At 30.9% G+C, this 23,305-nt stretch carries 21 protein-coding genes; 19 read left to right on the forward strand and 2 right to left on the reverse strand.

The window, feature by feature from the left end; translation table 11 throughout:
• The first annotated feature begins 21 nt into the window (after positions 1-21).
• Genes gatB through ELQ10_RS01030 form a run of 3 tightly spaced genes read left to right on the forward strand, consistent with a single transcriptional unit; the run spans position 22 to position 3,539 of the window.
• On the forward strand, positions 22-1,440 hold the full coding sequence (gatB, locus tag ELQ10_RS01020) for an Asp-tRNA(Asn)/Glu-tRNA(Gln) amidotransferase subunit GatB (protein ID WP_070298697.1): 1,419 nt from the start codon (positions 22-24) through the stop codon (positions 1,438-1,440).
• A complete protein-coding gene (locus ELQ10_RS01025) occupies positions 1,437-2,333 on the forward strand; it encodes an NAD(P)H-dependent glycerol-3-phosphate dehydrogenase (RefSeq protein WP_074468983.1) in 897 nt (298 codons plus the stop codon). The genes gatB and ELQ10_RS01025 overlap by 4 nt, the downstream gene beginning before the upstream one ends.
• Positions 2,334-2,342: 9 nt before the next feature.
• Positions 2,343-3,539, forward strand: coding sequence for a metal-dependent hydrolase (locus tag ELQ10_RS01030; RefSeq protein WP_134250054.1), 1,197 nt, complete (start codon positions 2,343-2,345; stop codon positions 3,537-3,539).
• Here ELQ10_RS01030 and ELQ10_RS01035 read toward each other — a convergent pair.
• On the reverse strand, positions 3,528-5,054 hold the full coding sequence (locus tag ELQ10_RS01035; RefSeq protein ID WP_002867379.1) for an inorganic phosphate transporter: 1,527 nt from the start codon (positions 5,052-5,054) through the stop codon (positions 3,528-3,530). The two genes, ELQ10_RS01030 and ELQ10_RS01035, sit on opposite strands and share 12 nt — an antisense overlap.
• 141 nt (positions 5,055-5,195) lie before the next feature.
• On the opposite strand from ELQ10_RS01035, the gene ELQ10_RS01040 reads away from it, so the two are divergent.
• A complete protein-coding gene (locus ELQ10_RS01040; protein ID WP_134250055.1) occupies positions 5,196-6,002 on the forward strand; it encodes an inverse autotransporter beta domain-containing protein in 807 nt (268 codons plus the stop codon).
• On the opposite strand, the gene ELQ10_RS01045 is transcribed toward ELQ10_RS01040, so the two are convergent.
• Positions 5,999-7,375: a cation:dicarboxylase symporter family transporter gene (locus ELQ10_RS01045; RefSeq protein WP_134250056.1), complete on the reverse strand. Its 1,377-nt coding sequence runs from the start codon at positions 7,373-7,375 to the stop codon at positions 5,999-6,001. The genes ELQ10_RS01040 and ELQ10_RS01045 overlap by 4 nt on opposite strands.
• Positions 7,376-7,642: 267 nt before the next feature.
• On the opposite strand from ELQ10_RS01045, the gene cetC reads away from it, so the two are divergent.
• From cetC to gmk, 15 genes are all read left to right on the forward strand, one after another.
• Positions 7,643-8,137 (forward strand): energy taxis response protein CetC, encoded by a 495-nt coding sequence (gene cetC / locus ELQ10_RS01050; RefSeq protein WP_134250057.1) that lies wholly within the window; start codon positions 7,643-7,645, stop codon positions 8,135-8,137.
• Positions 8,138-8,255: 118 nt separating this feature from the next.
• On the forward strand, positions 8,256-9,635 hold the full coding sequence (gene cetA, locus ELQ10_RS01055) for a bipartate energy taxis response protein CetA (protein ID WP_057100435.1): 1,380 nt from the start codon (positions 8,256-8,258) through the stop codon (positions 9,633-9,635).
• A gap of 17 nt (positions 9,636-9,652) precedes the next feature.
• The gene (gene cetB / locus ELQ10_RS01060) at positions 9,653-10,150 is read left to right on the forward strand and encodes a bipartate energy taxis response protein CetB (protein WP_057043009.1); all 498 of its coding nucleotides are present in this window, start codon (positions 9,653-9,655) and stop codon (positions 10,148-10,150) included.
• Positions 10,151-10,235: 85 nt separating this feature from the next.
• Positions 10,236-12,095: a tRNA uridine-5-carboxymethylaminomethyl(34) synthesis enzyme MnmG gene (mnmG, locus tag ELQ10_RS01065; protein ID WP_134250058.1), complete on the forward strand. Its 1,860-nt coding sequence runs from the start codon at positions 10,236-10,238 to the stop codon at positions 12,093-12,095.
• Positions 12,096-13,382, forward strand: a complete 1,287-nt coding sequence (locus tag ELQ10_RS01070; RefSeq protein ID WP_134250059.1) for an arsenic transporter — start codon at positions 12,096-12,098, stop codon at positions 13,380-13,382. It begins immediately after the preceding gene.
• Between the two features lie 89 nt (positions 13,383-13,471).
• A complete protein-coding gene (petA, locus tag ELQ10_RS01075; RefSeq protein ID WP_134250060.1) occupies positions 13,472-13,975 on the forward strand; it encodes a ubiquinol-cytochrome c reductase iron-sulfur subunit in 504 nt (167 codons plus the stop codon).
• Between the two features lies 1 nt (position 13,976).
• The gene (locus ELQ10_RS01080; protein ID WP_002866196.1) at positions 13,977-15,227 is read left to right on the forward strand and encodes a cytochrome bc complex cytochrome b subunit; all 1,251 of its coding nucleotides are present in this window, start codon (positions 13,977-13,979) and stop codon (positions 15,225-15,227) included.
• Positions 15,224-16,348 carry a cytochrome c1 gene (locus tag ELQ10_RS01085; RefSeq protein ID WP_134250061.1) on the forward strand — a complete coding sequence of 375 codons (1,125 nt, stop codon included), beginning with the start codon at positions 15,224-15,226 and terminating at the stop codon, positions 16,346-16,348. Before ELQ10_RS01080 ends, ELQ10_RS01085 begins: the two co-directional genes overlap by 4 nt.
• A 127-nt stretch (positions 16,349-16,475) precedes the next feature.
• Positions 16,476-17,639, forward strand: coding sequence for a cyclopropane-fatty-acyl-phospholipid synthase family protein (locus tag ELQ10_RS01090; RefSeq protein ID WP_134250062.1), 1,164 nt, complete (start codon positions 16,476-16,478; stop codon positions 17,637-17,639).
• A 115-nt stretch (positions 17,640-17,754) separates the two neighbouring features.
• Positions 17,755-18,546, forward strand: a complete 792-nt coding sequence (rpsB, locus tag ELQ10_RS01095; RefSeq protein ID WP_002853455.1) for a 30S ribosomal protein S2 — start codon at positions 17,755-17,757, stop codon at positions 18,544-18,546.
• Positions 18,546-19,619, forward strand: a complete 1,074-nt coding sequence (gene tsf / locus ELQ10_RS01100) for a translation elongation factor Ts (RefSeq protein WP_134250063.1) — start codon at positions 18,546-18,548, stop codon at positions 19,617-19,619. Before rpsB ends, tsf begins: the two co-directional genes overlap by 1 nt.
• A gap of 12 nt (positions 19,620-19,631) precedes the next feature.
• On the forward strand, positions 19,632-20,267 hold the full coding sequence (locus ELQ10_RS01105) for an ABC transporter ATP-binding protein (protein ID WP_134250064.1): 636 nt from the start codon (positions 19,632-19,634) through the stop codon (positions 20,265-20,267).
• The gene (gene fliR, locus ELQ10_RS01110) at positions 20,254-21,021 is read left to right on the forward strand and encodes a flagellar biosynthetic protein FliR (protein WP_134250065.1); all 768 of its coding nucleotides are present in this window, start codon (positions 20,254-20,256) and stop codon (positions 21,019-21,021) included. The genes ELQ10_RS01105 and fliR overlap by 14 nt, the downstream gene beginning before the upstream one ends.
• A gap of 56 nt (positions 21,022-21,077) precedes the next feature.
• Positions 21,078-22,685, forward strand: coding sequence for a highly acidic protein (locus ELQ10_RS01115; RefSeq protein WP_134250066.1), 1,608 nt, complete (start codon positions 21,078-21,080; stop codon positions 22,683-22,685).
• A complete protein-coding gene (gene gmk / locus ELQ10_RS01120) occupies positions 22,682-23,305 on the forward strand; it encodes a guanylate kinase (RefSeq protein WP_115794566.1) in 624 nt (207 codons plus the stop codon). The genes ELQ10_RS01115 and gmk overlap by 4 nt, the downstream gene beginning before the upstream one ends.

Genomic DNA, 23,305 nt, shown 5'->3' on the forward strand with positions numbered 1-23,305 from the left:
TTAAAAATTCAAGGAAATTTTATGTTTGAAGTAGTTATAGGTCTTGAAGTTCATACTCAGTTAAATACAAAAACAAAAATCTTTTGCTCATGTGCAACTTCTTTTGGAGAAGCTCCAAATACTAATGTTTGTCCCACTTGTTTGGCCTTACCAGGAGCTTTGCCTGTTTTAAATGAAGAGGCTGTAAAAAAAGCTATAGCTTTTGGAAAAGCTGTCAATGCAACAATTAATAAAAAAAGTGTTTTTAATCGTAAGAATTATTTTTATCCAGATTTACCTAAGGCTTATCAAATTTCACAATTTGATATCCCTATAGTAGAAAAGGGTGAGCTTTTTATCAATGTAAATGGTGAAAATAAACGCATAGGTATTACAAGAGCACACTTGGAAGAAGATGCAGGTAAAAATATCCATGAAAGTAATTTTTCTAAAGTGGATTTAAATCGTGCAGGAACTCCTTTGCTTGAGATTGTCAGTGAGCCTGAGCTTAGAAGTAGTGATGAGGCAGTAGCTTATCTTAAAAAACTTCATTCTATTATACGCTTTTTAGATATTTCAGATGCAAATATGCAAGAAGGAAGTTTTAGATGCGATGCAAATGTTAGCATAAGGCCTAAGGGCGATACAAAACTTTATACTAGAGTAGAGATTAAAAATCTTAATTCTTTTCGTTTTATCCAAAAAGCCATAGAATATGAGGTAAAAAGACAAAGTGAGGCTTGGGAAGATGGAACTTACGAACAAGAAGTAGTTCAAGAAACTAGACTTTTTGATACGACAAATTTAGTTACAAGAAGTATGCGTGGTAAAGAAGAAGCGGCAGAATATCGCTATTTTCCTGATCCTGATTTATTGCCTGTTTTGTTAAAAGATGAGTTTTTGGATATTAAAATTCCTGAACTTCCTGATGAGAAGAAAGCACGCTTTATAGACGAGCTTGGTATAAAAGAAAGTGATGCTGAGGTTTTAATCAGTTCTTTAGAAATGAGTCGTTTTTTTGAAAGTCTTATTTCTCAAAATTTAAATCCTAAGCTTTGCGTAAATTGGTTAAATACTGAACTTATGGGACTTTTAAAAGGAGAATTGACTATAGAAAATTCTCCCGTAGATGCTCAAAAGCTTGGAGTTTTAATTAAACGCATAGAAGATGGCACTATCAGTGCAAAAGCGGCTAAAGATGTCTTAGCTTTTGTGTTTGAAAATACTAGCATGGAAATTGATGATGCTATAGAAAAGCTAGGACTAAAGCAAGTGAGTGATGATTCAGCTATAGAAGCGGTAATTGAACAAATTTTAAATGCAAATGCTGATAAGGTTGCAGAGTATAAAAGCGGTAAAGACAAGCTTTTTGGATTTTTTGTGGGTCAAACAATGAAAGAGGGTAAGGGAGCTTTTAATCCTGCAAAAGTAAATGAAATTTTAAAAGCAAAGCTTGGTTGATGCGTATAGCGGTTATTGGTGCGGGAAAATGGGGCAGTGCTTTACATCTAGCCTTAAAAGAAAATCACAATTGTTTTATCAGTTCTTTGCATCAGCGTGATTTAGAGGATTTTGTTAGTATAAAAGAAGCTTTAGAATGTGAATATCTTGTTTTTGCTTTAAGTTCTCAAGGAATGCGTGCTTGGCTTAAAGAAAATTTCATCAACAAGGGGCAAAAAATTTTAATTGCTTCAAAAGGCATAGAAGATCAAAGTTGTCAATTTTTAGATGAAATTTTTTTAGATTTTGTACCAAAAGAAAATTTTTGTGTTTTAAGCGGTCCTTCTTTTGCTGCTGAAGTGATGCAAAAACTTCCTACTGCTTTGATGATTAGCGGGATAAATCAAGAGCTTTGTAAAAAATTTGCAAGTTTTTTCCCTGATTTTATTAAAACTTATATTGATAATGATGTTCGTGGTGCTGAAATTTGTGGTGCTTATAAGAATGTTTTGGCGATTGCAAGTGGAATTAGTGATGGGTTAAAACTTGGTAATAATGCAAGAGCGGCATTGATTTCAAGAGGGCTTATAGAAATGCATCGTTTTGGTAAATTTTTTGGTGCTAAAGAAGAAACTTTTTTAGGGTTAAGTGGAGCAGGGGATTTGTTTTTAACTGCAACGAGTGTTTTATCAAGAAATTATAGAGTGGGTTTAAAACTGGCGCAAAATCAAAAATTAGATAGTATTTTAGCCGAACTTAATGAAGTAGCAGAAGGTGTAAAAACTGCTTATGCTATAGAAAAATTAGCAAAAATGAAAGGAATTTATACACCTATTGTAAATGAAGTAGTGGCAATTTTTAAGGGTAAAAGTGTGCAAGAAGCAACGCAGAATTTATTAAAGCAAAATGATTAAGGAAAAATCATGATAATTAAAAATGCAAAAATTTATGGAGATTCTTTACAAGATATAGAGATTAAAGAAGGAAAAATCACTAATATTGGTTCTAATTTACAAGGTGAAGAAATTTTAGATGCTAAAGGTATGACTTTACTTCCATCTTTTGTGGATTTGTGTGTAAGTTTGAAAAATGATAAATTTTCTTTAGCTAATTTAGAGCTTTTAGAAAATGAGTGTCTAAAAGGAGGAATTTCTAGTGTAGTTTTGCGTGATTGCATGGATTTTGATGAAGAAAGTTTTGCTTTATTTTTACAAAATTTAGCTCAAAGAAAGATGCAAATTTTTTCAAGTGTACGGGTTAAGGATACAAACGGCAAGCTTAAAAATTTAGCCACTCTCTTAAATAAAGGTGCTTGTGCTTTAGAGCTTGATAGTTCTTTGGATGCAAATACTTTAAAAGTAAGCTCGCAATATGCTTTTATGAAAGACTCTCCAATTTTTGTGCGTTGTTATGATAAGGATTTTGATGATAATGGAGTGATGAATGATTGTGAAATGAGCTTTGAGTTAGGGCTTATAGGTATGAGCAAAATCGCTGAAACTAGCCAGATAGCTAAAATGAAAGAATTGGCTAAATTTTATAAAAATAAAGTTATTTTTGATCTTTTAAGTTTGAAAGATTCTTTATTATTATTAGATGAAAAGGATTTAAAACTTGTAAGCATTCATCATCTTATCAAAGATGATAGTGCTTGTGAAGATTTTAATACTGCTGCGAAACTTATGCCACCTTTAAGAAGCAAAGAAGATGTTTTGGCTTTAAGAGAGGCTTTAAAAGAAGGAAAGATTAGCTTTTTGACTTCCTTGCATAGTGCAAAATCAATTTCTTTAAAAGATTTAGCTTTTGATGAAGCGGCCTTTGGAATCCATAGCGTATGCGAATTTATAAGTCTTTGCTATACTTTTTTAATCAAAGAAGGATTTTTAAATTGGCAAGAGCTTTGTCAATTTACAAGTAAAAACCCTAGTGAATTTTTAGGTTTAAATAGTGGAGTTATAGAAGTTGGCAAAGAAGCTAATCTAGTTCTTTTTGATGAGAATGAAGAAATTTTTGCTCCAAAAAGTTCTCTTTATTCTGAGGATAAACTTTTTGGAAAGATTAAAATGCATATAATTAAAGGAAAAAATATTTTAGAAAATAAGCTTTACTTAAATTCCTAAAGATAGTTTAAATCCTAAAAATACAAGTGCTGCCATAATACCAGCGGCTGGTAAAGTGATAATCCAAGCCAATCCTATAGGCTTCATCATAATCCAATTTGCGTTTTTATTATACACTCCTATACCCAATATAGCACCTATGAGTATATGGGTGGAGCTAACAGGAATTCCAAATTGTGTAGCTAAGAGTATAACTATGCTTGCACCAAGTTCTGCAGAAAATCCAGTAGTAGGGCGTATGGTTGCAAGTTTTGAACCCACTGTAGTAATCACTTCTTTACCTAAAAACCAAAGCCCTACAACTAGAGCAACTCCAAACATAGCTAAAGCAGCAAAAGGTACAGGAGAAGTCGCGTTAATTGTGCCGTTTTTTAAGACATCTAAAATCGCTGCAAAAGGACCTATGGCGTTGGCTATATCATTAGCTCCGTGTGAAAATGCAAAGCTAGAGGCTGTAAATATTTGAAACCACGAGAAAATTCTATCAGTAGTTTTATTAAGCTCTGTTTTTTTAACGATTTTGACTATAGCAAATGTTACAACATAACTTATAGTTCCGATAATTCCGATAATCCAAAAGTTTTGCAAAATATCTAAAGTGCTAACATTATTTAAGCCTTTAAATAAAAACATTGCTGAAATGATAGCAGCAGCAATACAAGCAATGATTGGCATATGAGTTTTTAAAATAGAGTAAATATCTATATCTTTTTCTTGTTCTTTAAATTCCTTCATTTTATTTCTATAGAAATTATTTTCCTGTTCTTCTTCATCCAAAGCTATAGCGGAAAGTTCTTTGATTTGTTCTTCTTGGGATTTTGTTTTTAAATTTAAAAAATATTCTTCTTTGAATTTTTTTCTTTCTTTTTTGATATTTTTCAAATCATCATTTAGTTTTTCTGATGGTTTTAAAATTTTCTTATCAATATATGAATAAATAATATAAGCTACAATACCCCCTAAAAGAGGAGAAGCTACCCAAGAAATAGCTATTCTTAAAATTTCACTCCATTTAACCATAGAGAGTGTTTGGATCCCATCAAATTTTAAAAGCCCCATCATAATACTAGCACCTACAATCCCACCAACTATACTGTGTGTGGTTGATACAGGTAAGCCTTTCTTTGTTGCAATAAAAATCCAAACCCCAGAGCTTAAAAGTGCAGCAAGCATAATGATAACAAAAAGCATAGGATCTAAAGAATTTGGAAAAATAACAATACCGCTGCGTATGGTCTTAGTAACTTCTGCGCCTGCGAAGATTGCCCCGCTTAGCTCAAAAACAGCTGCTATAATTAAAGCTTGTTTAATGGTTACTGTTTTTGCGCCAACGCTTGTTCCAAAAGAATTGGCTACATCATTTCCACCTATATTAAATGCCATAAAAATACCAAATATAGAAGCAAGAATAAAAAGAATCAGTTGATGTTGCGAAATATAACCAAATCCCCAAATAACAAATGCGATAGTACTGATAATAAAAATAACAAAAGCTATGAGGTTGTCTTTTTGCATTAATAACCCTTTTTTATTTTAATTATACACTTATTTACTTTAAATTTGCTAATTTTATTTTTTAGTCTTTGTGGAATTTTTATTTATATTATTTTTTTATAATAAATACTCAAACAAGAAATAATAAGGAATATAAGAATAATGAGGGGTATTTTTTATATAATAGCATTGTTTTCTTTACTCAATGCCGATGAACTTACAGAGGCTTTAGCAAAAAATAATAATCAAAATTCTTGGGAGCACTTTGATTATAAAAATACCAAAGAAGCTCCAAAAATTCAAGAAGAGAATGTGGATTTTAAAAGCACTTTTGATAGCTTACTTTCAAAAACTTTAGAAAATAATAATGGTATAGATAAAACAGATGGGAATTTAGATTTTCAAAATGAAAACGCGCAGGTTAAAAATTTAAGTTCTCTTTATGAGGGGGAGAATAATTCCTTGCTTTTTCAAAAAGAACTTTTTGTGGCTCAAGATAATTATAATTACTCAGGGGGTTTAATCAATCGTTATGAAAAAGATGATTTTTTATTTGGAATTAATGGTTTTATTGATAAACAAAAAGAACAAAAAGATACTAAAAGCTTTGGTACAGAGTTTGGTTATAGTAAATTTATAAAGGCTTATAGTAATTATTATATACCCAATGAAGCAGAAAAAAATTTACAGCTTGGAATGAGTTTTGTAATTCCAACTTATACTGCTTTTGCTTTTGATATAAGTAAGGATAATGATAAAACTAATTATCAAGTATCTTACTCTCCTTATAGTGTATTTAGTTTAAATTTATTGCGTCGTGATTATAGTGCAAGAGAGACTATTGATGATACCGTTGTTCAAGTTGGATTTAGTTTTAATTTCAATGAAAGTTTTTTAAAACAATTTAGGAAAAAAGATAATACTTTAGAGGAGGTTAATCGATATGATTTCCTCCAAAGAACTCATTAGTTCATTCCAGCATTATGAAATTTTTCTGGATTATCCATAGCATAGCGGAATTTTTCCCAATCAATTTGTTTATCCCAGATAGCAACGATTAAAGCTGCTACTGAATTTCCGCAAAGATTTCCAACCGCTCTCATTTCAGACATAAATTTATCAACACCTAAAAGAACACCTATAGCAGCTACTGGTAGAACTTGTGCTAAGGTTGCATTTGCTTCAGAAATTTCCATATTTCCTAAAGCTGCAAGCGTACTTCCAAGCACTATAAAACCTGATCCAGTTACACCCACTGCACCTTTTGAAGCTATCATTAATACTATTAAAATACTGATTTCGTGTGCTAAACTTAAATTTACATTGAAAGCTTGTGCTAGAAAGATTAAGCTCATAGCTAGATAAATATTTGTACAATCAAGATTAAAACTATATCCCGTTGGTAAAACAAGTCCGACTGTTGCTTTAGAAAGTCCTGCTTTTTCTAGTTTTCTCATTAAAGGAGCAAGTGCAGACTCGCTTGAACTGGTTGCAAAAACGATCAATACTTCTCTTGAGATAAATCTCATAAATTTGAAGATATTTACTTTTGCAAAATAACAAATCAGACCTAAGATTCCAAATATAAAAACAAGACATGAAATCAGCATTACTAAAAGTAAATATGCTAAGTTGATTAAAGAGCCAATTCCGTATTGAGCTATGAGTACAGCCATTGCTGAAAAGGCGGCAATAGGACTAAAATACATAATGATTTGTAGAATTTTAAAAACAAAATTTTGTACCACTTCAAAAACTCTTTGAATTGCCTGTTTGTCTTCTATTCTCATTAAAGAAATAATCAAAGCAGTAATTATAGCAATAACTAAAACTTGTATGGTTTTTCCTTCTGTAAAAGGCGTGATAATATCAGTAGGCATAGCATCTTTTAAAATATGCATAATCTCAGAGCTCGCACTTACTTCTGTGGTTTGAGAAATGTATTTTTGAACGCTTTTTGTATCAAGTTGACTTGGATCAAGATTCATTCCATGACCTGGTTGCATAACATTTGCCATAAAAATACCTATAGCAAGTGCTAAAGTACTTACAACTTCAAAGTAAATAACCGCTTTAGCACCAATACTACCTACTTTTTTTAAACTTTCAAGACTAATGATGCCCAAAACCAAAGTAACAAAAATAATAGGACCTATAAGAACCTTTAAAGCACCTATAAAATAATCAACTCCTGGTTTGCTAGCAATGGCTAATTCTCTATCTGCATAGCCAAGTACAATACCTGCAATAATGCCTATAATCACCCAAAATCCAAGACTTTTGATAATACGTTTGTATAAAGGCGGTTTTCTTTCAGCTAAAGTTTGACTTAAAGTTTCCAAGTTTATTCACTCCTTTTGATCTTTGTAAAATATAATTTTAACAATGTGTATTGTAAATTTTAACAAAAAAACAAATCTAGAAATACTTTCTTTTATATGATATGACAATTTTTTATATAAATGTTACAAAATTTCTCATTATTTGCATTATAAAATTTAAAATATTTTTGAAAATTTTATAATTTTGTAATTCAGTTTACTTTTTGTTATTTATTATTGGTAATAATTCTATTTTTGATTTATTTGTTTTATTGGGATGTTTTAATTATGAAAGAAATAGTTTTGTCTGAAAATGCTTTAATTACTTCTAAAACAGATCTTAAGGGGAATATCATTTATGCCAATAATGACTTTTTAAAATACGCAGGTTATAAAGTCGATGAGCTTTTGTATAAATCTCATAATATAGTAAGACATGAAGATATGCCACGTACTGTATTTAAATGTCTTTGGGATTATATTCAAAAAGGAGAAGAAATTTTTGCATTTGTAAAAAATAAAGCTAAGGATGGTAGTTTTTACTGGGTTTTTGCAAATGTAAGCGCTTCATTTGATGCTAATGGAAATATCATCAATTATTATTCTGTTCGTCGTGCGCCTAATAGAAAATCTCTTCCTGTAATTGAAGAAGTTTATAAAATTTTACTTGAAAAAGAGCAAAAATCAGGCATTAATGCTGGAGTTTCAGCTTTAATGGATATTGTAAATTCTTATAAAATGACTTATAATGAACTTGTTTTTAACTTACAAGAAAATAACTAAATAAGATATATTTAATCTTTTTTATTGTATAATTTTCGCCTAAAAATTAAAGTAATATATATTATTAAAGTATTACTTTAATTTATGACTTCAAAAATTTTTAATAAAGGGGTAAATTATGATGAAAAATGGATTATTATCAACTATTTTTCTAAGTGTTATCGGTGTTTTAGGTGCCATTTTTATTCATATTTATGTTGGAGCGATAATTTTTGTTTTAATCGCTGTTTTAATGATTTATTTGCTTAGACAACACAAAGATGAGCAAATAATGATAGATAAACTTTTGGTTCTTTGTAGAGAGTTAAAAGAGGGTAATTTTGACAATAGAATCATCTATGTAAAAACAAAAAGCAAAAAATTAGCCGAAATAGCAGATAATCTTAACAATACTATCGATGGGCTAGAAGCTTACTTAAGGGAAATTAATACTTCTATTTCTTGTTCTCAAAAAGGTGAATTTTATCGCAAGGCTTTGCCTGAAGGTTTAAAAGGAATTTTTGCTCATAATATCGAATTTATAAATAAAGCTTTAGCAAACATAGAAGTGACAGCAAGATCTACTTTTAAAAATGCTTTATCAAGAACTTTAATGGATTTAAGCCTTGGAAATCAAAATAAAGATATGTCTCAAATTTCTAGCTCATTAAATCAAGATATTAGTATGATGAAAAATGTATATGATACAGTTGATGCCATTACTCATACAGCTACAGAAAATGGCTCAGAGGTGGATTCTTTACAAAATGCTATGGGTTCTTTAATGGATGTTGTAAATTCAAGCAAGGAAACAGTGCAAACTTTTGTGGCTAATTCCCAAAATATTACTTCAGTGGTTGAAGTAATACGCGATATAGCCGATCAAACCAATCTTCTAGCTTTAAATGCTGCTATTGAAGCTGCGCGTGCAGGAGAGCATGGTAGGGGCTTTGCGGTTGTGGCTGATGAAGTTAGAAAGTTAGCAGAAAGAACTCAAAGATCTACAAGCGAAATTTCTATTGCAATTCAGACTATGCAACAAGATTTTGTAAATATCCAAAGTGGCAGTGAGCAAGTTTTTAACATTGTTAGTGAATCTGAAGAAAGAATTAATAAATTTTCTCAAGCTTTTAAACGTCTAGAAGAAAATAGTAGTGCGCTTGGTGTTAATTTTGGATCCTTTGCAAAGAGATTGATTTTGTCTGTGGTTAAAATCGATCATATTCTTTATAAATCAAATATATATTTAAATTTAAATGGGGCTCAAAATTTCAATCTTGAAAGTGTAGATCCAATTTCTAATCTTTGTCAAGATGAGAGAGCTCAAGGTGTTATTAATGAGCTTAGTTCTGAAACTGAGTTAAATTTAGCTAAAGAATTTATAAAAGACAACGCTAAAAAAGCAATAGAAGAATCAAGTCAAGATTATATTGATCAAAAAGCTTATGATGCGATTGTAAATGATATTAAATCACTAGAGCAAAGAAGTGCTGAAATCTTAGCAAAATTAAAAATATAAATTAAGAGGGTGGGAAAATGTCAAGAGAAATTTTTTTACAAGAAGATAGTTTAATTACTTCTAAAACAGATTTAAAAGGTAAAATAGTTTATGCAAATGATGATTTTTTAAAGTATGCAGGTTATACCATGGGTGAAGTTTTAAATAAACCTCATAACATAGTAAGACATGAAGAAATGCCAAAAACTGTTTTTAAATATTTATGGGATTATATGAAAGAAGGCAAAGAAATTTTTGCTTACGTAAAAAACAAAACCAAAGATAACAATTACTATTGGGTTTTTGCAAATGTAACCCCATCAATAGATGTTAATAATAATATCATAGGCTATTATTCCGTTCGTCGTATGCCAAATAAAAGCGCTATTTCTACAATAGAAAGTCTTTATAGCGATCTTTTAAGAGTAGAACAGCAACAAGGCTTAAATAAGGGTGTTGAGATGCTTAAAAATTTCTGCAAAGATGCAGATAAAACTTATAATGAGCTAATCTTTTCTCTTCAAGAAGCTAAATAAATTTTTGTTAGACTTAAAACGAGTTTGTTTTAAGTCTAAATATTATATAATCTTTCTTTAAAATTCACATTTTTCAAGGCAAAATATGTTTGATGTCATTGTTATAGGTGGTGGACATGCAGGTGTTGAAGCAAGTGCTGCTGCTGCTAGAATGGGTAAAAAAACTTTACTTTTAACTGCATTGATTGAGCAAATAGGAGCGGCAAGTTGTAATCCGGCTATAGGAGGGCTTGCTAAAGGGCATTTGGTAAAAGAACTTGATGCCATGGGTGGTCTTATGGGCGAAATCACCGATGAAGCAGGGATACAATTTCGCATTTTAAATGAGAGTAAGGGTGTAGCCGTTCAAGGAAGTAGGGCACAAATTGATATGGATAAATACCGTATCATTGCACGTAATAAACTTTTAAAACTTCCAAATTTAGAAATCTCTCAAGAACAAGCGAGTGTTTTAATCGTAGAAAATGATGAAGTTAAAGGCGTAAAAACAAATTTAGAAAATACATATTTTGCCAAAAAAGTGATCCTAACAACAGGAACTTTTTTAAATGGACTTATTCATGTAGGTGAAAATAAACTTCAAGCAGGAAGGGTAGGGGAGCTTGCTTCGGTAAATTTAGGAAATTATCTACAAACTTTGGGTTTGAAAATGGGGCGTTTAAAAACAGGAACTTGCCCAAGAGTGGATGCAAAAAGCATTGATTTTAGCGTGCTTGAAATTCAAGATGGTGATGTAAATCCTAAAGCTTTTAGTTTTCGTTCAAGAAATTTCAATCCTACTCAACTTCCTTGTTATATCGCACGCACTAATACAACTACACATGAGATTATTAAGAATAATTTTTATCGTGCTCCACTTTTTACAGGACAGATTGAAGGTGTAGGGCCAAGGTATTGTCCTTCTATAGAAGATAAGATCAATCGTTTTAGCGATAAAGAAAGTCATCATCTTTTTATAGAGCCTCAAACTATCGATGCGACAGAGTATTATATCAACGGTTTTTCTACTTCTTTGCCTTATGAGGTACAAATTCAAATGCTGCGTTCTGTAAAGGGTTTTGAAGATGCTAAAATAACCCGTTTTGGTTATGCTATAGAATATGATTATATAGAGCCAACTGAACTTAAGCATACTTTAGAACTTAAAAAGATTAAAAATCTTTATTGTGCAGGACAGATTAATGGAACTACAGGTTATGAAGAGGCTGCAGCACAAGGCTTTATGGCAGGAATCAATGCAAGTTTAAGCATAGATATGAAAGAGCCTTTGATTTTAAGGCGTGATGAAGCTTATATAGGAGTTTTAATCGATGATTTGGTAGTAAAAGGTACAAAAGAACCTTATAGAATGTTTACTTCAAGAGCGGAATTTAGACTGCTTTTAAGGGAAGAAAATGCTATACTTAGACTCGGAAAATATGGCTATGATTTGGGGCTTTTAAGCGAGCAAGATTTTACTTATATACAAAATATTGCAAACAATCTTCAAAAAGGACTTGAATTTTTACTTTCTAAAGAATTTACGCCTAACAACCAAAATAATGCTTTTTTAGAGAGTTTAGGGGAAGATAAAATTTCTTCTATAGTCAATCTTCAAAAAATTGTTGCAAGAGCAAGTTTTGATATAGAAAAATTAAAAAAACTTGACCCTATATTTGAAACCATGGATAATTATTCTTTAAGAGAAATTTTAAACGAGGCAAAGTATTATCATTATATCAGTATGCAAAAAGCTCAAGTAGAAAAAATGAAAAATCTTAGTGAGCTTAAAATTCCTGAAAATTTTGATTTTAAAAGTGTAAGCGGTTTGAGTAATGAGGTTGTAGAAAAACTTAATCATCATAAACCTCCAACCATTTTTGCTGCAAGTCAAATCAGTGGAATTACTCCTGCAGCGTTAGATATTTTACAAATTTATATCAAAATGCAAAAGAAAAAAGCTTAAATGCTTGCTTTTTTTATTTTTTTATCTACTTTAGTTTTACTTTTTTGGCGTCCATGGAATTTACCTATTTGGGTATTTTCTAGCTTGGGAGCTTTTTTTGTTTTTATTTTTCAATTGGTAGATTTTAAAGACGCTTATTTTGTTTTTTCTTTGGTTTGGGATAGTTCTTTAACTTTGGTTGGGTTGATTATTCTTTCTTTTAGCTTAGAAGCTTTGGGATTTTTTGATTTTATTGCGAGTAAAATTTTGCATTTTTCTAGAGAAAAAAACCAAGAAAAAATTTATATCAGCACAAAAAAATTGATGTTATTTTTGTTGATTTTTGTCTTTTTTCTTTCTGCATTTTTTGCTAATGATGGAGCGATTTTAATCATTACACCTATTATTATAGCTTTATTTTCAACTCTTAAAGATTGTAAAAATCATGCTTTTATTTTAAGTTCTTTTTTGCTTAGTCTTTCTTTTTTATGTGATGCAAGTTCAAATGCTTTGGTTATTTCAAATTTAACCAATATCATCACAGCAAATTATTTTAAGATAGAATTTTTAGAATTTGCTAAAAATATGTTTTTACCAAATTTTTTTGTTTTGCTTTCTACTATAGCTATAGTTTTTGTGCTTTATGTGAGAGTGCTACCTGAAAAACTTGAGTTTCAGCTAGTCAAAAAAGAACAAATTTCATTGAAATTGTTTTTTCTTTGCATAGTATTTTTATTTCTTTTTGTGATCAGTTTTTTTATAGGTGAAATTTTTGATATTAAAATAAGTTTTTTTGCTTTGCTTTGGGCGGGAATTTTTTGGCTTATTGTTTTAAAAATTCAAGGTAAAAAAAGTATTAAAATTCTTTTTGAAGCACCTTATGGAGTTTTGCTTTTTAGTTTTGGGCTTTATATGGTAGTTTTTGCTTTACATAAAATAGGTGTGAGTGAAATTTTGGTTAAAAGTTATGCTTTTTTGATGCAAGATAAGAGTGGAATTTTTGGTGTGGCTTTGATTTCAGCTTTTGGATCTTCTGTATTTAATAATTTGCCTATGGTTTTAATCGGAGATTTGGCATTAAAAGAATATTTTGAGAATTTTTCTTTTGATTCTTTGATGATTTATGCTCATCTTTTGGGGGTAAATATAGGCCCAAAACTTACGCCAATAGGTTCTTTGGCAACTTTGCTTTGGCTTGGAGTTTTGGCTAGAAAAGGCATTAATATTTCTTTTTGGCAATATTGTAAATTTGGCTTTTTGATAACTTTACCTGTGCTTGTTTTTTCTCTTTTTGCTCTTATTGTCTAAATATCAAAACTTGTTAAACAAAGAAAAAATTTATTTTAATTTCGATAAACTTTTAACTTGGTTAAAAAATAAAATCGAAAGGACAAGTTATGGCTACATCTGAGAGTAGACGAAGCTTTATGGGCTTTGCATTTGGAAGCGTAGCTGCTGTAGGCGGTGTTTTCTCGCTTATTGCGATGAAAAAAACTTGGGATCCGCTTCCAAGTGTCAAAGCTGCAGGTTTTACTACAGTAGATTTATCAGGAATGCAAGATGGAGAGCTTAGAACTATAGAATGGCGTAAAAAGCCTATTTTTATATTAAAAAAAGATGCGAGTATGCCAAAAGACGAAAAACGTGATGTTGTGGTAGATAACGCAGCTTATACTGTGGTTATAGGACTTTGTACGCATTTGGGTTGTATACCTGCTTACCAACCAAGTGAGCAATTGTTTAAATGTGCCTGTCATGGTGGAGAATTTGACACAAGTGGAAAAAATGTCTTTGGACCTCCTCCAAAGCCTCTTGAAATTCCTCCTTTTAAGATTGATGGAACCAAACTTGTTTTAGGTGAAGAGGGTCCTGAATATAAAAAAATGATAGCGGAGGCTTAAGATGGCACAAATTAGAAAAGCTAATGGCCTTGTAGATTGGCTTGATCAAAGACTTGCAGTACATAAACTGCTTGATGTTTTAATGGTAAAGTATTGGATACCAAAGCAAATTAACTTTCTTTGGGCAATGGGGGTTATTTTAACCACTCTTTTTGCAGTGCTTTTTATTACAGGACTTTTACTTGTGATGTATTATAAACCAGATACTGCGCTTGCTTTTGATAGTGTGAATAAGACTATTATGCAAGAGGTGGATTATGGATGGCTTTGGCGTCACATGCATGGTGTTGCCGCTTCTGTTGTATTTTTGATTATATACATACATATGCTAACAGGAATTTATTACGGTTCTTATAAAAAAGGTCGTGAGATGATTTGGGTTAGCGGTATGCTTTTGTTTGTTGTATTTTCTGCTGAAGCTTTTAGTGGGTATATGCTTCCTTGGGGACAAATGAGTTATTGGGCAGCTCAAGTAATCACTAATCTTTTTGGAGGGATACCATTTATTGGCCCTGAGCTTGTGATTTGGATTCGTGGAGATTATGCTGTTTCTGATCCAACTTTAACAAGATTTTTTATGCTTCATGTGTGCTTGCTTCCTATAGTTATCATTGCTATTATAGCATTTCACTTCTATTCTTTAAGAATTCCTCATGTTAATAATGAAATTTCTGAAGAACTTGACTTTGATTTAGAGGCTGAAAAGTACATGGCAGGTGACACAAAGGGTTCTAAAGTGATTCCTTTTTGGCCAGGATTTTTATCAAAAGATTTTATGTATATAAGCTTTTTTATGATTTTCTTCTTTTATTTGGTCTGTTTTAAATTTGAATTTGCAATGGATCCAATTAATTTTGATCCAGCTAATGCGCTTAAAACACCAGCTCATATTTATCCTGAGTGGTATTTCTTATGGAGTTATGAAGTTTTAAGAGGATTTTTCTTTGATATTGCAGGTATTAAAGCTTTTGATATAGGTTTGGCTGCATTTGGTATTGCTCAAGTGATTTTCTTCTTACTTCCTTGGCTTGATAGAAGTGATGTTGTAAAACCAGCTCATGAAAGACCTTTATTTTTCATTTGGTTTTGGATATTGCTTATTGATTTAATTGTTTTAACAGTTTATGGAAAATTACCTCCAACAGGTGTAAATGCTTGGGTAGGATTTTACGCTTCTATAGTATTTTTACTTTTACTTATTGTAGTTTTACCGGTTATTACTATTATGGAGAGAAAAGGAGCTAAACAATGAGAGAAATAAAAATATTTTTAGTTGTAGTAGTTTTTACTGCACTTGTATATTGGGGGGTAGAGCCTTATGCTCATTCAGTGATGAAGCCTCATGTTGCTCCTGCAAATTTTGATTTTGCTGTAGAAGATACTACTTTTGCAAAAGGTATAGTTGAGGCTAAAGAATTAGCTCTAAAAGATGCACAAGCTTCAGGAGATGCTAAAAGAATAGAGAGTGCAAACAAAGAACTTGAAAAAGCAAAAGAAGAATTAAGCAAGGTTGAAACACTTTGGGCGGATGTTGCAAAGATCGATTTTGCTAAGGGTGATGCAAAAAAAGGTAAAGAATTTTTTGAAAATAACTGTTTTGCATGTCATGGTGTAAAAGAAGATGGAATAGCAGCTAATATTACTGATTCTTCTATGGGAGTAATACCGCCTGATCTTAGTGCAGCTGGTGCTATTTTTGATGAAAAATTTTTAGCAGCTTTGATTATGCATCCTGCGCTTGCTTTAAAAGTAGATCATAAATTTGGTGATGCTTTTATTATGACAGCTTACAATAAAGATACTTCAGGAGAAAGTGAAGAAGCTACAAATGCAAATATAGCCAATGTAATTGCTTATCTTAAAGATGTGAGTGTTAAATTTGAAGCCAATGAAGATGCTACTATCAAGAAAGATGTTGAGGCAAAATATGCTAAAATGGAAAACAGTGCTCAAAAAGCGGCTTTAATGGAAAAAGATATAAAATTTGCTAAAGATAAAGCAACTTTTATTGAGGCTTGCGGACGTTGTCATGATATGAAATACGATAGCTTTTTTACTCCATCAAATCACAATGATTTAAAAACTTATTTAGGTTCTGTTCCGCCTGATCTTTCTATGATGATAAGATCTCGTGGTGAGCAATATTTACATGATTTTATCAATAATACTCAAAAACTTCTTCCAGGAACCGCTATGCCAAGAGTAGGTTTAACAGAAGCTGCACAGGCTAAGGTTGTATCTTATATTGATCAAGTGGGTGATAGCAAAAAAGAAGAAAGAAAAACTACAGGAATTTATGTAATGATATTCTTTGTAATTTTAAGTATTTTTGCTATAGGTTGGAAGCGTTCTGTTTGGTCTAAATTACATTAATATTACATTTTTTGCCATTATTTAATGATAATGGCAAAAATCTTATTTTTTCTTCATTTTTATTAATTTTTAATATTTAAAGAGAGATACTCCAAAATATAATTATTTTAGAATTTAGGAGTATTTTATGTTAGAAAAAACTTTAATCAAATCTATTTTAAAAAAATGGGATTATGGGGATTTTAGAGTTGTTTTTTGGGATAAAGAAGAATTTCTTATCGGAAACAAACCTGCTAAATTTTCTTTAATTTTTAAAGAAAAAATTCCTTTTTTGGAGTTATTTGGTGATACAAGTTTGGTTTTTGCAAGACATTATATGCAGGCAAAACTTGACATAGAGGGCGATTATGATGAAATGGCTAGGGTATTATACTATTTTTCTAATCAGCAATTTTTTAAAACCAAAAAAGATGTATTGAGTAAAATAACTCAAAAGCAAGAAAGTAAAAATATCAAAAGTCATTATGATATAGGTAATGATTTTTATAAGCTTTGGCTTGATGATACTATGAGCTATTCTTGCGCTTATTTTAAAGAGCCTAATAATACTCTTTATGAAGCTCAAATTAATAAAATAGAACATACCCTTAAAAAACTTGATTTAAAAGAAGGAGAAAAGCTTTTAGATATAGGTTGTGGTTGGGGTTGGCTTTCTATTATGGCGGCTCAAAAGTATGGAGTTAAGGTTGTTGGAATTACTATTTCAGAGGAGCAGTGTAAAAAGGCTAAGGAAAGAGTAAAAGAACTTGGTCTTGAAGATAAAATAGAAATAAGACTTCAAAATTATCAAGATTTAGAATTTGAAAATTATTTTGATAAAGTTGTTTCTGTGGGTATGTTTGAACATGTAGGCAAAGAGAATTTAGGACTTTATTTCATGAAAGTAAAACAAGTGTTAAAACCTGGAGGTTCTATGCTTTTACATTCTATTTTAGCTATGTTTGAAGGAAAAACAAATGCTTGGATAGATAAATATATTTTTCCAGGAGGATATTTACCTTCTTTAAGAGAGGTTGTAAGTGCTATGAGCGAGTGGGATTTTCATCTTCTTTTAGCAGAAAGTTTAAGAATGCACTATGCAAAAACTTTAGATTTATGGGATGAAAATTTTAACAAAGTATTGGACAAGGTAAGGGAAAAATATGATGAAGAATTTATAAGAATGTGGGATTTGTACCTTCGTTCTTGTGCCTCTGCTTTTCGTGTTGGAAGCGTGGATTTGTTTCAATTTTTAATCACAAAAGAAATCAATAATAATCTAAGTCTTACCAAGGACTACATATATAAGTAAAAACTAAACTTAAATTTGATAAAATCTTAGCTTCATTTCACACACATCAATCCTTTTTAGCTTGTGTAAATTAAGGGATGTGGAGGAATAAAGCTAAATTTATAAGGAGAAACTCATGGTTAGTATGAGAGATTTATTAGAATGTGGTGTGCATTTTGGACACCAAACAAGACGCTGGAATCCAAAGATGAAAAAATTCATTTTTGGCGAGAGAAAAGGTATTTATGTAATTGATTTACAAAAAACTTTAAGATATTTTAGATATACCTATAATATCGTTCGTGACGCTGCTGCTGAAGGAAAAACTATACTTTTTGTTGGGACAAAAAAACAAGCAGGTGGAGCGATTAAAGAATACGCTGAAAAATGCGGTATGCCTTATGTAAATCACAGATGGCTTGGCGGTATGATGACAAATTTTGGTACTATTCGCCAATCAATTAGAAAATTAGAAGTAATTGAAAAAATGGAAGAAGATGGAAGTATTAAGCTTTTAACTAAAAAAGAGGCTTTAATGCTTACAAGAAAAAAAGAAAAATTATTAGCTTATTTAGGTGGAATTCGTTATATGAAAACTCAACCTGATATGATTTTTGTTATTGACACAGTAAAAGAAAAAATTGCTGTTCAAGAAGCAAATAGATTAAGAATTCCTGTTGTAGCTCCACTAGATACAAACTGCGATCCTGACTTGGTAACTTATCCTATTCCAGGAAATGATGATGCAATCCGTTCAGTGCAACTTTTCTGCCAAGAAATGGCTGAAGCGATTAATGAAGGAAAAGCTTTAAGAGAACAAGATGGCGAAGCTTTAGCAAATGAAGAAAAAGAAATCACTGATGAAGAGAAAAAAGAAGTTTTAGATGAAGCGATGAGCGAAGAAGACTTCGGTGAGGAGCAAGAATAATGGCTGAAATTACTGCTGCAATGGTAAAAGAACTCCGCGAAAGTACAGGCGCGGGGATGATGGATTGTAAAAATGCTTTGAGTGAAACTAATGGAGATTTTGATAAAGCAGTACAACTTTTAAGAGAAAAAGGTTTAGGTAAGGCTGCTAAAAAAGCAGATAGACTTGCTGCAGAAGGTTTAGTAAGTGTAAAAGTAAGTGATGATTTTACAAGTGCAACTGTAAGTGAGATTAATTCCGAAACAGATTTTGTGGCAAAAAATGATCAGTTTATCGCTTTAACAAAAGATACTACAGCGCATATTCAAAGCAATAGCTTGCAAAGCGTGGAAGAACTTCACTCAAGTACGATTAATGGTGTAAAATTTGAAGAATATTTAAAAAGTCAAATTGCAACCATAGGAGAAAACTTAGTTGTAAGAAGATTTGCAACTTTAAAAGCAGGTGCTAACGGCGTTGTAAATGGCTATATCCATACAAATGGCCATGTTGGTGTTGTGATCGCTGCAGCTTGTGATAGTGCTGAAGTAGCTTCAAAATCAAGAGATTTATTAAGACAAATTTGTATGCATATTGCAGCAATGAGACCAAGTTATTTAAGTTATGAAGATTTGGATATGACTTTTGTTGAAAATGAATACAAAGCTTTGGTTGCTGAACTTGAAAAAGAAAATGAAGAAAGACGCAGACTTAAAGATCCAAATAAACCTGAACATAAAATTCCTCAATTTGCAAGTCGCAAACAATTAAGCGATGCAATTTTAAAAGAAGCTGAAGAAAAAATCAAAGAAGAACTTAAAGCTCAAGGTAAACCTGAAAAAATTTGGGACAATATTATTCCAGGTAAAATGAATAGTTTTATAGCTGATAATTCTCAACTCGATAGCAAACTTACTTTAATGGGTCAGTTTTATGTAATGGATGATAAAAAAACTGTAGAACAAGTAATTGCTGAAAAAGAAAAAGAATTTGGTGGAAAAATTAAAATTGTTGAATTTATTTGCTTTGAAGTTGGCGAAGGTTTAGAAAAGAAAACTGAAGATTTTGCGGCTGAAGTTGCTGCACAACTTTAAAAACGGTTAAAAATGGAACTCTTAAGAGCGGAAAATTTAAGCCATAGTTTTGATTATCCGCTTTTTGAGGGTTTAAATCTTACCTTAAATACCAAAGACTGTATCGCTATTCAAGGGAGTAGCGGTTGTGGTAAATCTACTCTTTTGCATATACTTTCTTCTTTATTAATTCCAAAAAAAGGTGAAGTTTTTTTTAAAGGTTCTAGTCTTTATCAGATGAATGAAAATGAAAGATTAAAAATTCGCCGTTATGATTTTGGTATTATTTTTCAGACACATTATCTTTTTAAAGGTTTTTCAGCTTTAGAAAATATCGAACTTGCTAGTGTTCTATCGGGTCAAGATTTAGATGAGAAAATTTTAAAAAGATTAGGTATTGATACGCTTTTACATCAAAAAATAGGAAAGCTAAGTGGTGGACAACAACAGCGTGTGAGTATCGCACGTGTGCTTTGTAAAAAACCAAAGATTATTTTTGCCGATGAAGCAACTGGAAATTTGGATTTTGATAATGCTAAAAATGTTATCGAACTTTTAATTTCCTATGTTAAAGAAAATGATGCAGCTTTATTTTTTGTAACTCACGATAGTAAGCTCGCAAGTTTTTGTGATAAAACTTATACTATAAACGCCAATGGAATTTGTTAATTATTTAGGCGATAAAAATGTTGTAACTTTTATGTTGCTTCTTGCTAGAATGAGTGGTCTTATAGTTTTTTTTCCTTTTTTTTCACATAATTCTATTCCTATGGTGATAAAAAGTACTATAGTTTTATTTTTGACTATGTATTTATATCCTTTGGCTAGATTAGAATCTTTGCATTTAGATAGTTTTTTTGTTTTACAGCTTATTAGTGAAGTGATTTTTGGAATGATAGCAGGATTAATGCTTCAAATTATTTTTGCTATTATTATGATGGCAGGTGAGCAGATTGCTTTTACTATGGGATTTACTATGGCAAGTATATTAGATCCAAGTTCTGGAACGAGCATGCCTATCACATCTCAAATTTTAAATTTACTTGCTTTGATGTTTTTTCTTGCTTTCGATGGTCATCATTTAATACTTTTGTTTTTAAGTCATTCTTTAGGTTATATCAGTTTAGGTGGCTTTTATCCGCATGAGAATTTAATGCATTATTTAAATATGGGCATGTTTAATATTTTCATCATAGGTTTTACTATGAGCTTTCCTATACTTGGAATTTCACTTTTGGCCGATGTTATTTTTGGGCTTTTGATGAAAACAATGCCACAATTTAATCTTTTAGTTATTGGCTATCCTATAAAGATAGCTTTAGGTTTTATTGTTTTGATCGCTATTTTACTAGTTATGATGCAATATTTTAAAAATTTAATTTTAGAACTTTTCACTCATATGCAAACTCTTTTTTTCTCCTAAGGAAAGGATAAATGAAATTATCGTAAAATAGCGATTATTTTTTAAGGATTAAAGTGATGAAAATTTTACTTTTAAATGAAAACCCTGTAGTTTCAAGACTTGTAAGCCTTAGTGCTAAAAAAATGTCTTATGATTTTGAAGAACTTAATGCTTATGGTGAAAATTTGGGTAATTATGATGTGATTGTTGTAGATAGCGATACTCCAGCACCTTTAAAAATTCTTAAAGAAAAATGCGATAGATTGATTTTTTTAGCTCCGCGAAATCAAAATGTAGAAGATATAGATGCGCAAATTTTACAAAAACCTTTTTTACCTACAGATTTTTTAAATTTACTGAATAATAAAGATATAAACAAACATACGCCTATTGATTTGCCAATGTTAAGCAATGATGAAAATCCTTATGCTGATATAAGTTTAGATTTGGATAATTTAAATTTAGATGATTTACCTGATGAAAATTCTTTAGATATAAATTCAGAGGGAATGGAAGATTTGAGTTTTGATGATGATGCGCAAGATGATAATGCAAACAAAACTTTAGAAACTCAAAATTTAGAAGATGAAAATTTAGAACAAGAAGCAACTAAAGAACAGACTCAAGAAGACATTCAAACTGATTTAGATTTAACTTTAGAAGATAATAAAAACGAAAAAGAAGACTTAAGCCAAGAACATACAGCTTTGGATACTGAGCCTAGTTTAGATGAGCTAGATGATAAAAATGAAGAAATAGAAAAGCAAGAATTATTAGACGATTCTAAAACAAATACATTAGAAATGCAAGAAGAGCTTAGCGAATCTCAAGATGATAATGCAAACAAAACTTTAGAAACTCAAAATTTAGAAGATGAAAATTTAGAACAAGAAGCAACTAAAGAACAGACTCAAGAAGACATTCAAACTGATTTAGATTTAACTTTAGAAGATAATAAAAACGAAAAAGAAGACTTAAGCCAAGAACATACAGCTTTGGATACTGAGCCTAGTTTAGATGAGCTAGATGATAAAAATGATGAAGATTTAGAAGATAACAAAGAATTACAAGCTAATATAAGCGACTTTGATGATCTTCCTGTGGTTGAAGAGCAAGAAAAAGAAATGGATTTTGATGATCTTCCTGAGGATGCTGAATTTTTAGGTCAAGCAAAAGATAGTGAAGAATCAGAGGAAGTTTTAGAGGAGTTTGCTCCTGTTGTGGAAGAAGATGTTCAAGATGAAATAGATGATTTTACTTCAAATTTGAGCACTCAAGATCAAATCAAAGAAGAACTAGCTCAACTTGATGAGCTGGATTATGGTATTGATAGTGACAATAGTAGCAAGGTTTTAGAAGATTTTAAAGATGAACCAATTTTAGACGATAAAGAATTAGGAACAAATGAAGAGGAAGTGGTTGTGCCAAATTTAAATATAAGTGATTTTGATGCATTGAAAGAAAGTGATATACAAGAAGCTCTTGGAGAGGAAATCTTAGAAAAAAATGAAGAGTCTATAGTAAGTGATGCAACTAAAGATGATAATAGCGAAGAGATAGTTAATGAGCTTAGCCAAAGCATAGCAGGAGCGATCACTTCAAGTATTAAAGATGATACCTTAAAAGCTGCTCTTAAGGGTATGAATATGAATATAAATATAAACATTAGTTTTAAAGAGGATTGAAATTGCAAGGTTTTGTTTTGTTGATTTCAGGCCCTAGTGGTGCTGGAAAATCAACTCTTTTAAAAAAACTTTTTGATGAATTTGAAGATGAGCTTTATTTTTCTATTTCTTCAACAACTCGCAAACCAAGAGAGGGTGAAAAAAATGGAATACATTATCATTTTATATCCCATGAAGAATTTCAAAAAGGTATAGATAGTGATCATTTTTTAGAATGGGCTAAGGTACATGAAAATTTTTATGGCACTTCTTTAAAGCATACTCAAGATGCTTTAGATAATGGAAAAATAGTTGTTTTTGATATTGATGTGCAAGGATTTAAAATAGCCAGAAAAAAAATGGCTGATAAGATTGTTTCTGTTTTTATTACTACAAAAAATAAAGATGAGCTAAAAAAAAGACTTATTAAGCGAAATACTGATACAATAATACAACTAGAAAAAAGATTACAAAACGCTAGTGATGAAATGAAAGAGCTTAGTGAGTATGATTATCTTATCATTAACGATGAGTTAAAGCAAAGTTATGAAGCATTGCGAGCGATTTTAATCGCCCATAAATTTAGAACCAAAGGGCAGAATCTAGGGCAAATTCAAAATATTTGGAATGAAGGAGAATAA

The organism is Campylobacter sp. US42a (genome assembly GCF_004379055.1).
Taxonomy (GTDB): Bacteria; Campylobacterota; Campylobacteria; order Campylobacterales; family Campylobacteraceae; genus Campylobacter_D; species Campylobacter_D jejuni.

Excerpts from the sequence above, each read along its gene's own strand:
- gatB (WP_070298697.1), top strand. The coding sequence starts at position 22 with ATGTTTGAAGTAGTTATAGGTCTTGAAGTTCATACTCAGTTAAATACA.
- ELQ10_RS01040 (WP_134250055.1), top strand. The coding sequence starts at position 5,196 with ATGAGGGGTATTTTTTATATAATAGCATTGTTTTCTTTACTCAATGCC.
- ELQ10_RS01105 (WP_134250064.1), top strand. The coding sequence starts at position 19,632 with ATGGAACTCTTAAGAGCGGAAAATTTAAGCCATAGTTTTGATTATCCG.
- ELQ10_RS01115 (WP_134250066.1), top strand. The coding sequence starts at position 21,078 with ATGAAAATTTTACTTTTAAATGAAAACCCTGTAGTTTCAAGACTTGTA.
- fliR (WP_134250065.1), top strand. The coding sequence starts at position 20,254 with ATGGAATTTGTTAATTATTTAGGCGATAAAAATGTTGTAACTTTTATG.
- ELQ10_RS01080 (WP_002866196.1), top strand. The coding sequence starts at position 13,977 with ATGGCACAAATTAGAAAAGCTAATGGCCTTGTAGATTGGCTTGATCAA.
- petA (WP_134250060.1), top strand. The coding sequence starts at position 13,472 with ATGGCTACATCTGAGAGTAGACGAAGCTTTATGGGCTTTGCATTTGGA.
- ELQ10_RS01035 (WP_002867379.1), bottom strand. The coding sequence starts at position 5,054 with ATGCAAAAAGACAACCTCATAGCTTTTGTTATTTTTATTATCAGTACT.
- tsf (WP_134250063.1), top strand. The coding sequence starts at position 18,546 with ATGGCTGAAATTACTGCTGCAATGGTAAAAGAACTCCGCGAAAGTACA.
- mnmG (WP_134250058.1), top strand. The coding sequence starts at position 10,236 with ATGTTTGATGTCATTGTTATAGGTGGTGGACATGCAGGTGTTGAAGCA.
- ELQ10_RS01085 (WP_134250061.1), top strand. The coding sequence starts at position 15,224 with ATGAGAGAAATAAAAATATTTTTAGTTGTAGTAGTTTTTACTGCACTT.
- cetC (WP_134250057.1), top strand. The coding sequence starts at position 7,643 with ATGAAAGAAATAGTTTTGTCTGAAAATGCTTTAATTACTTCTAAAACA.
- ELQ10_RS01070 (WP_134250059.1), top strand. The coding sequence starts at position 12,096 with ATGCTTGCTTTTTTTATTTTTTTATCTACTTTAGTTTTACTTTTTTGG.
- ELQ10_RS01030 (WP_134250054.1), top strand. The coding sequence starts at position 2,343 with ATGATAATTAAAAATGCAAAAATTTATGGAGATTCTTTACAAGATATA.
- cetB (WP_057043009.1), top strand. The coding sequence starts at position 9,653 with ATGTCAAGAGAAATTTTTTTACAAGAAGATAGTTTAATTACTTCTAAA.
- ELQ10_RS01090 (WP_134250062.1), top strand. The coding sequence starts at position 16,476 with ATGTTAGAAAAAACTTTAATCAAATCTATTTTAAAAAAATGGGATTAT.
- rpsB (WP_002853455.1), top strand. The coding sequence starts at position 17,755 with ATGGTTAGTATGAGAGATTTATTAGAATGTGGTGTGCATTTTGGACAC.
- cetA (WP_057100435.1), top strand. The coding sequence starts at position 8,256 with ATGATGAAAAATGGATTATTATCAACTATTTTTCTAAGTGTTATCGGT.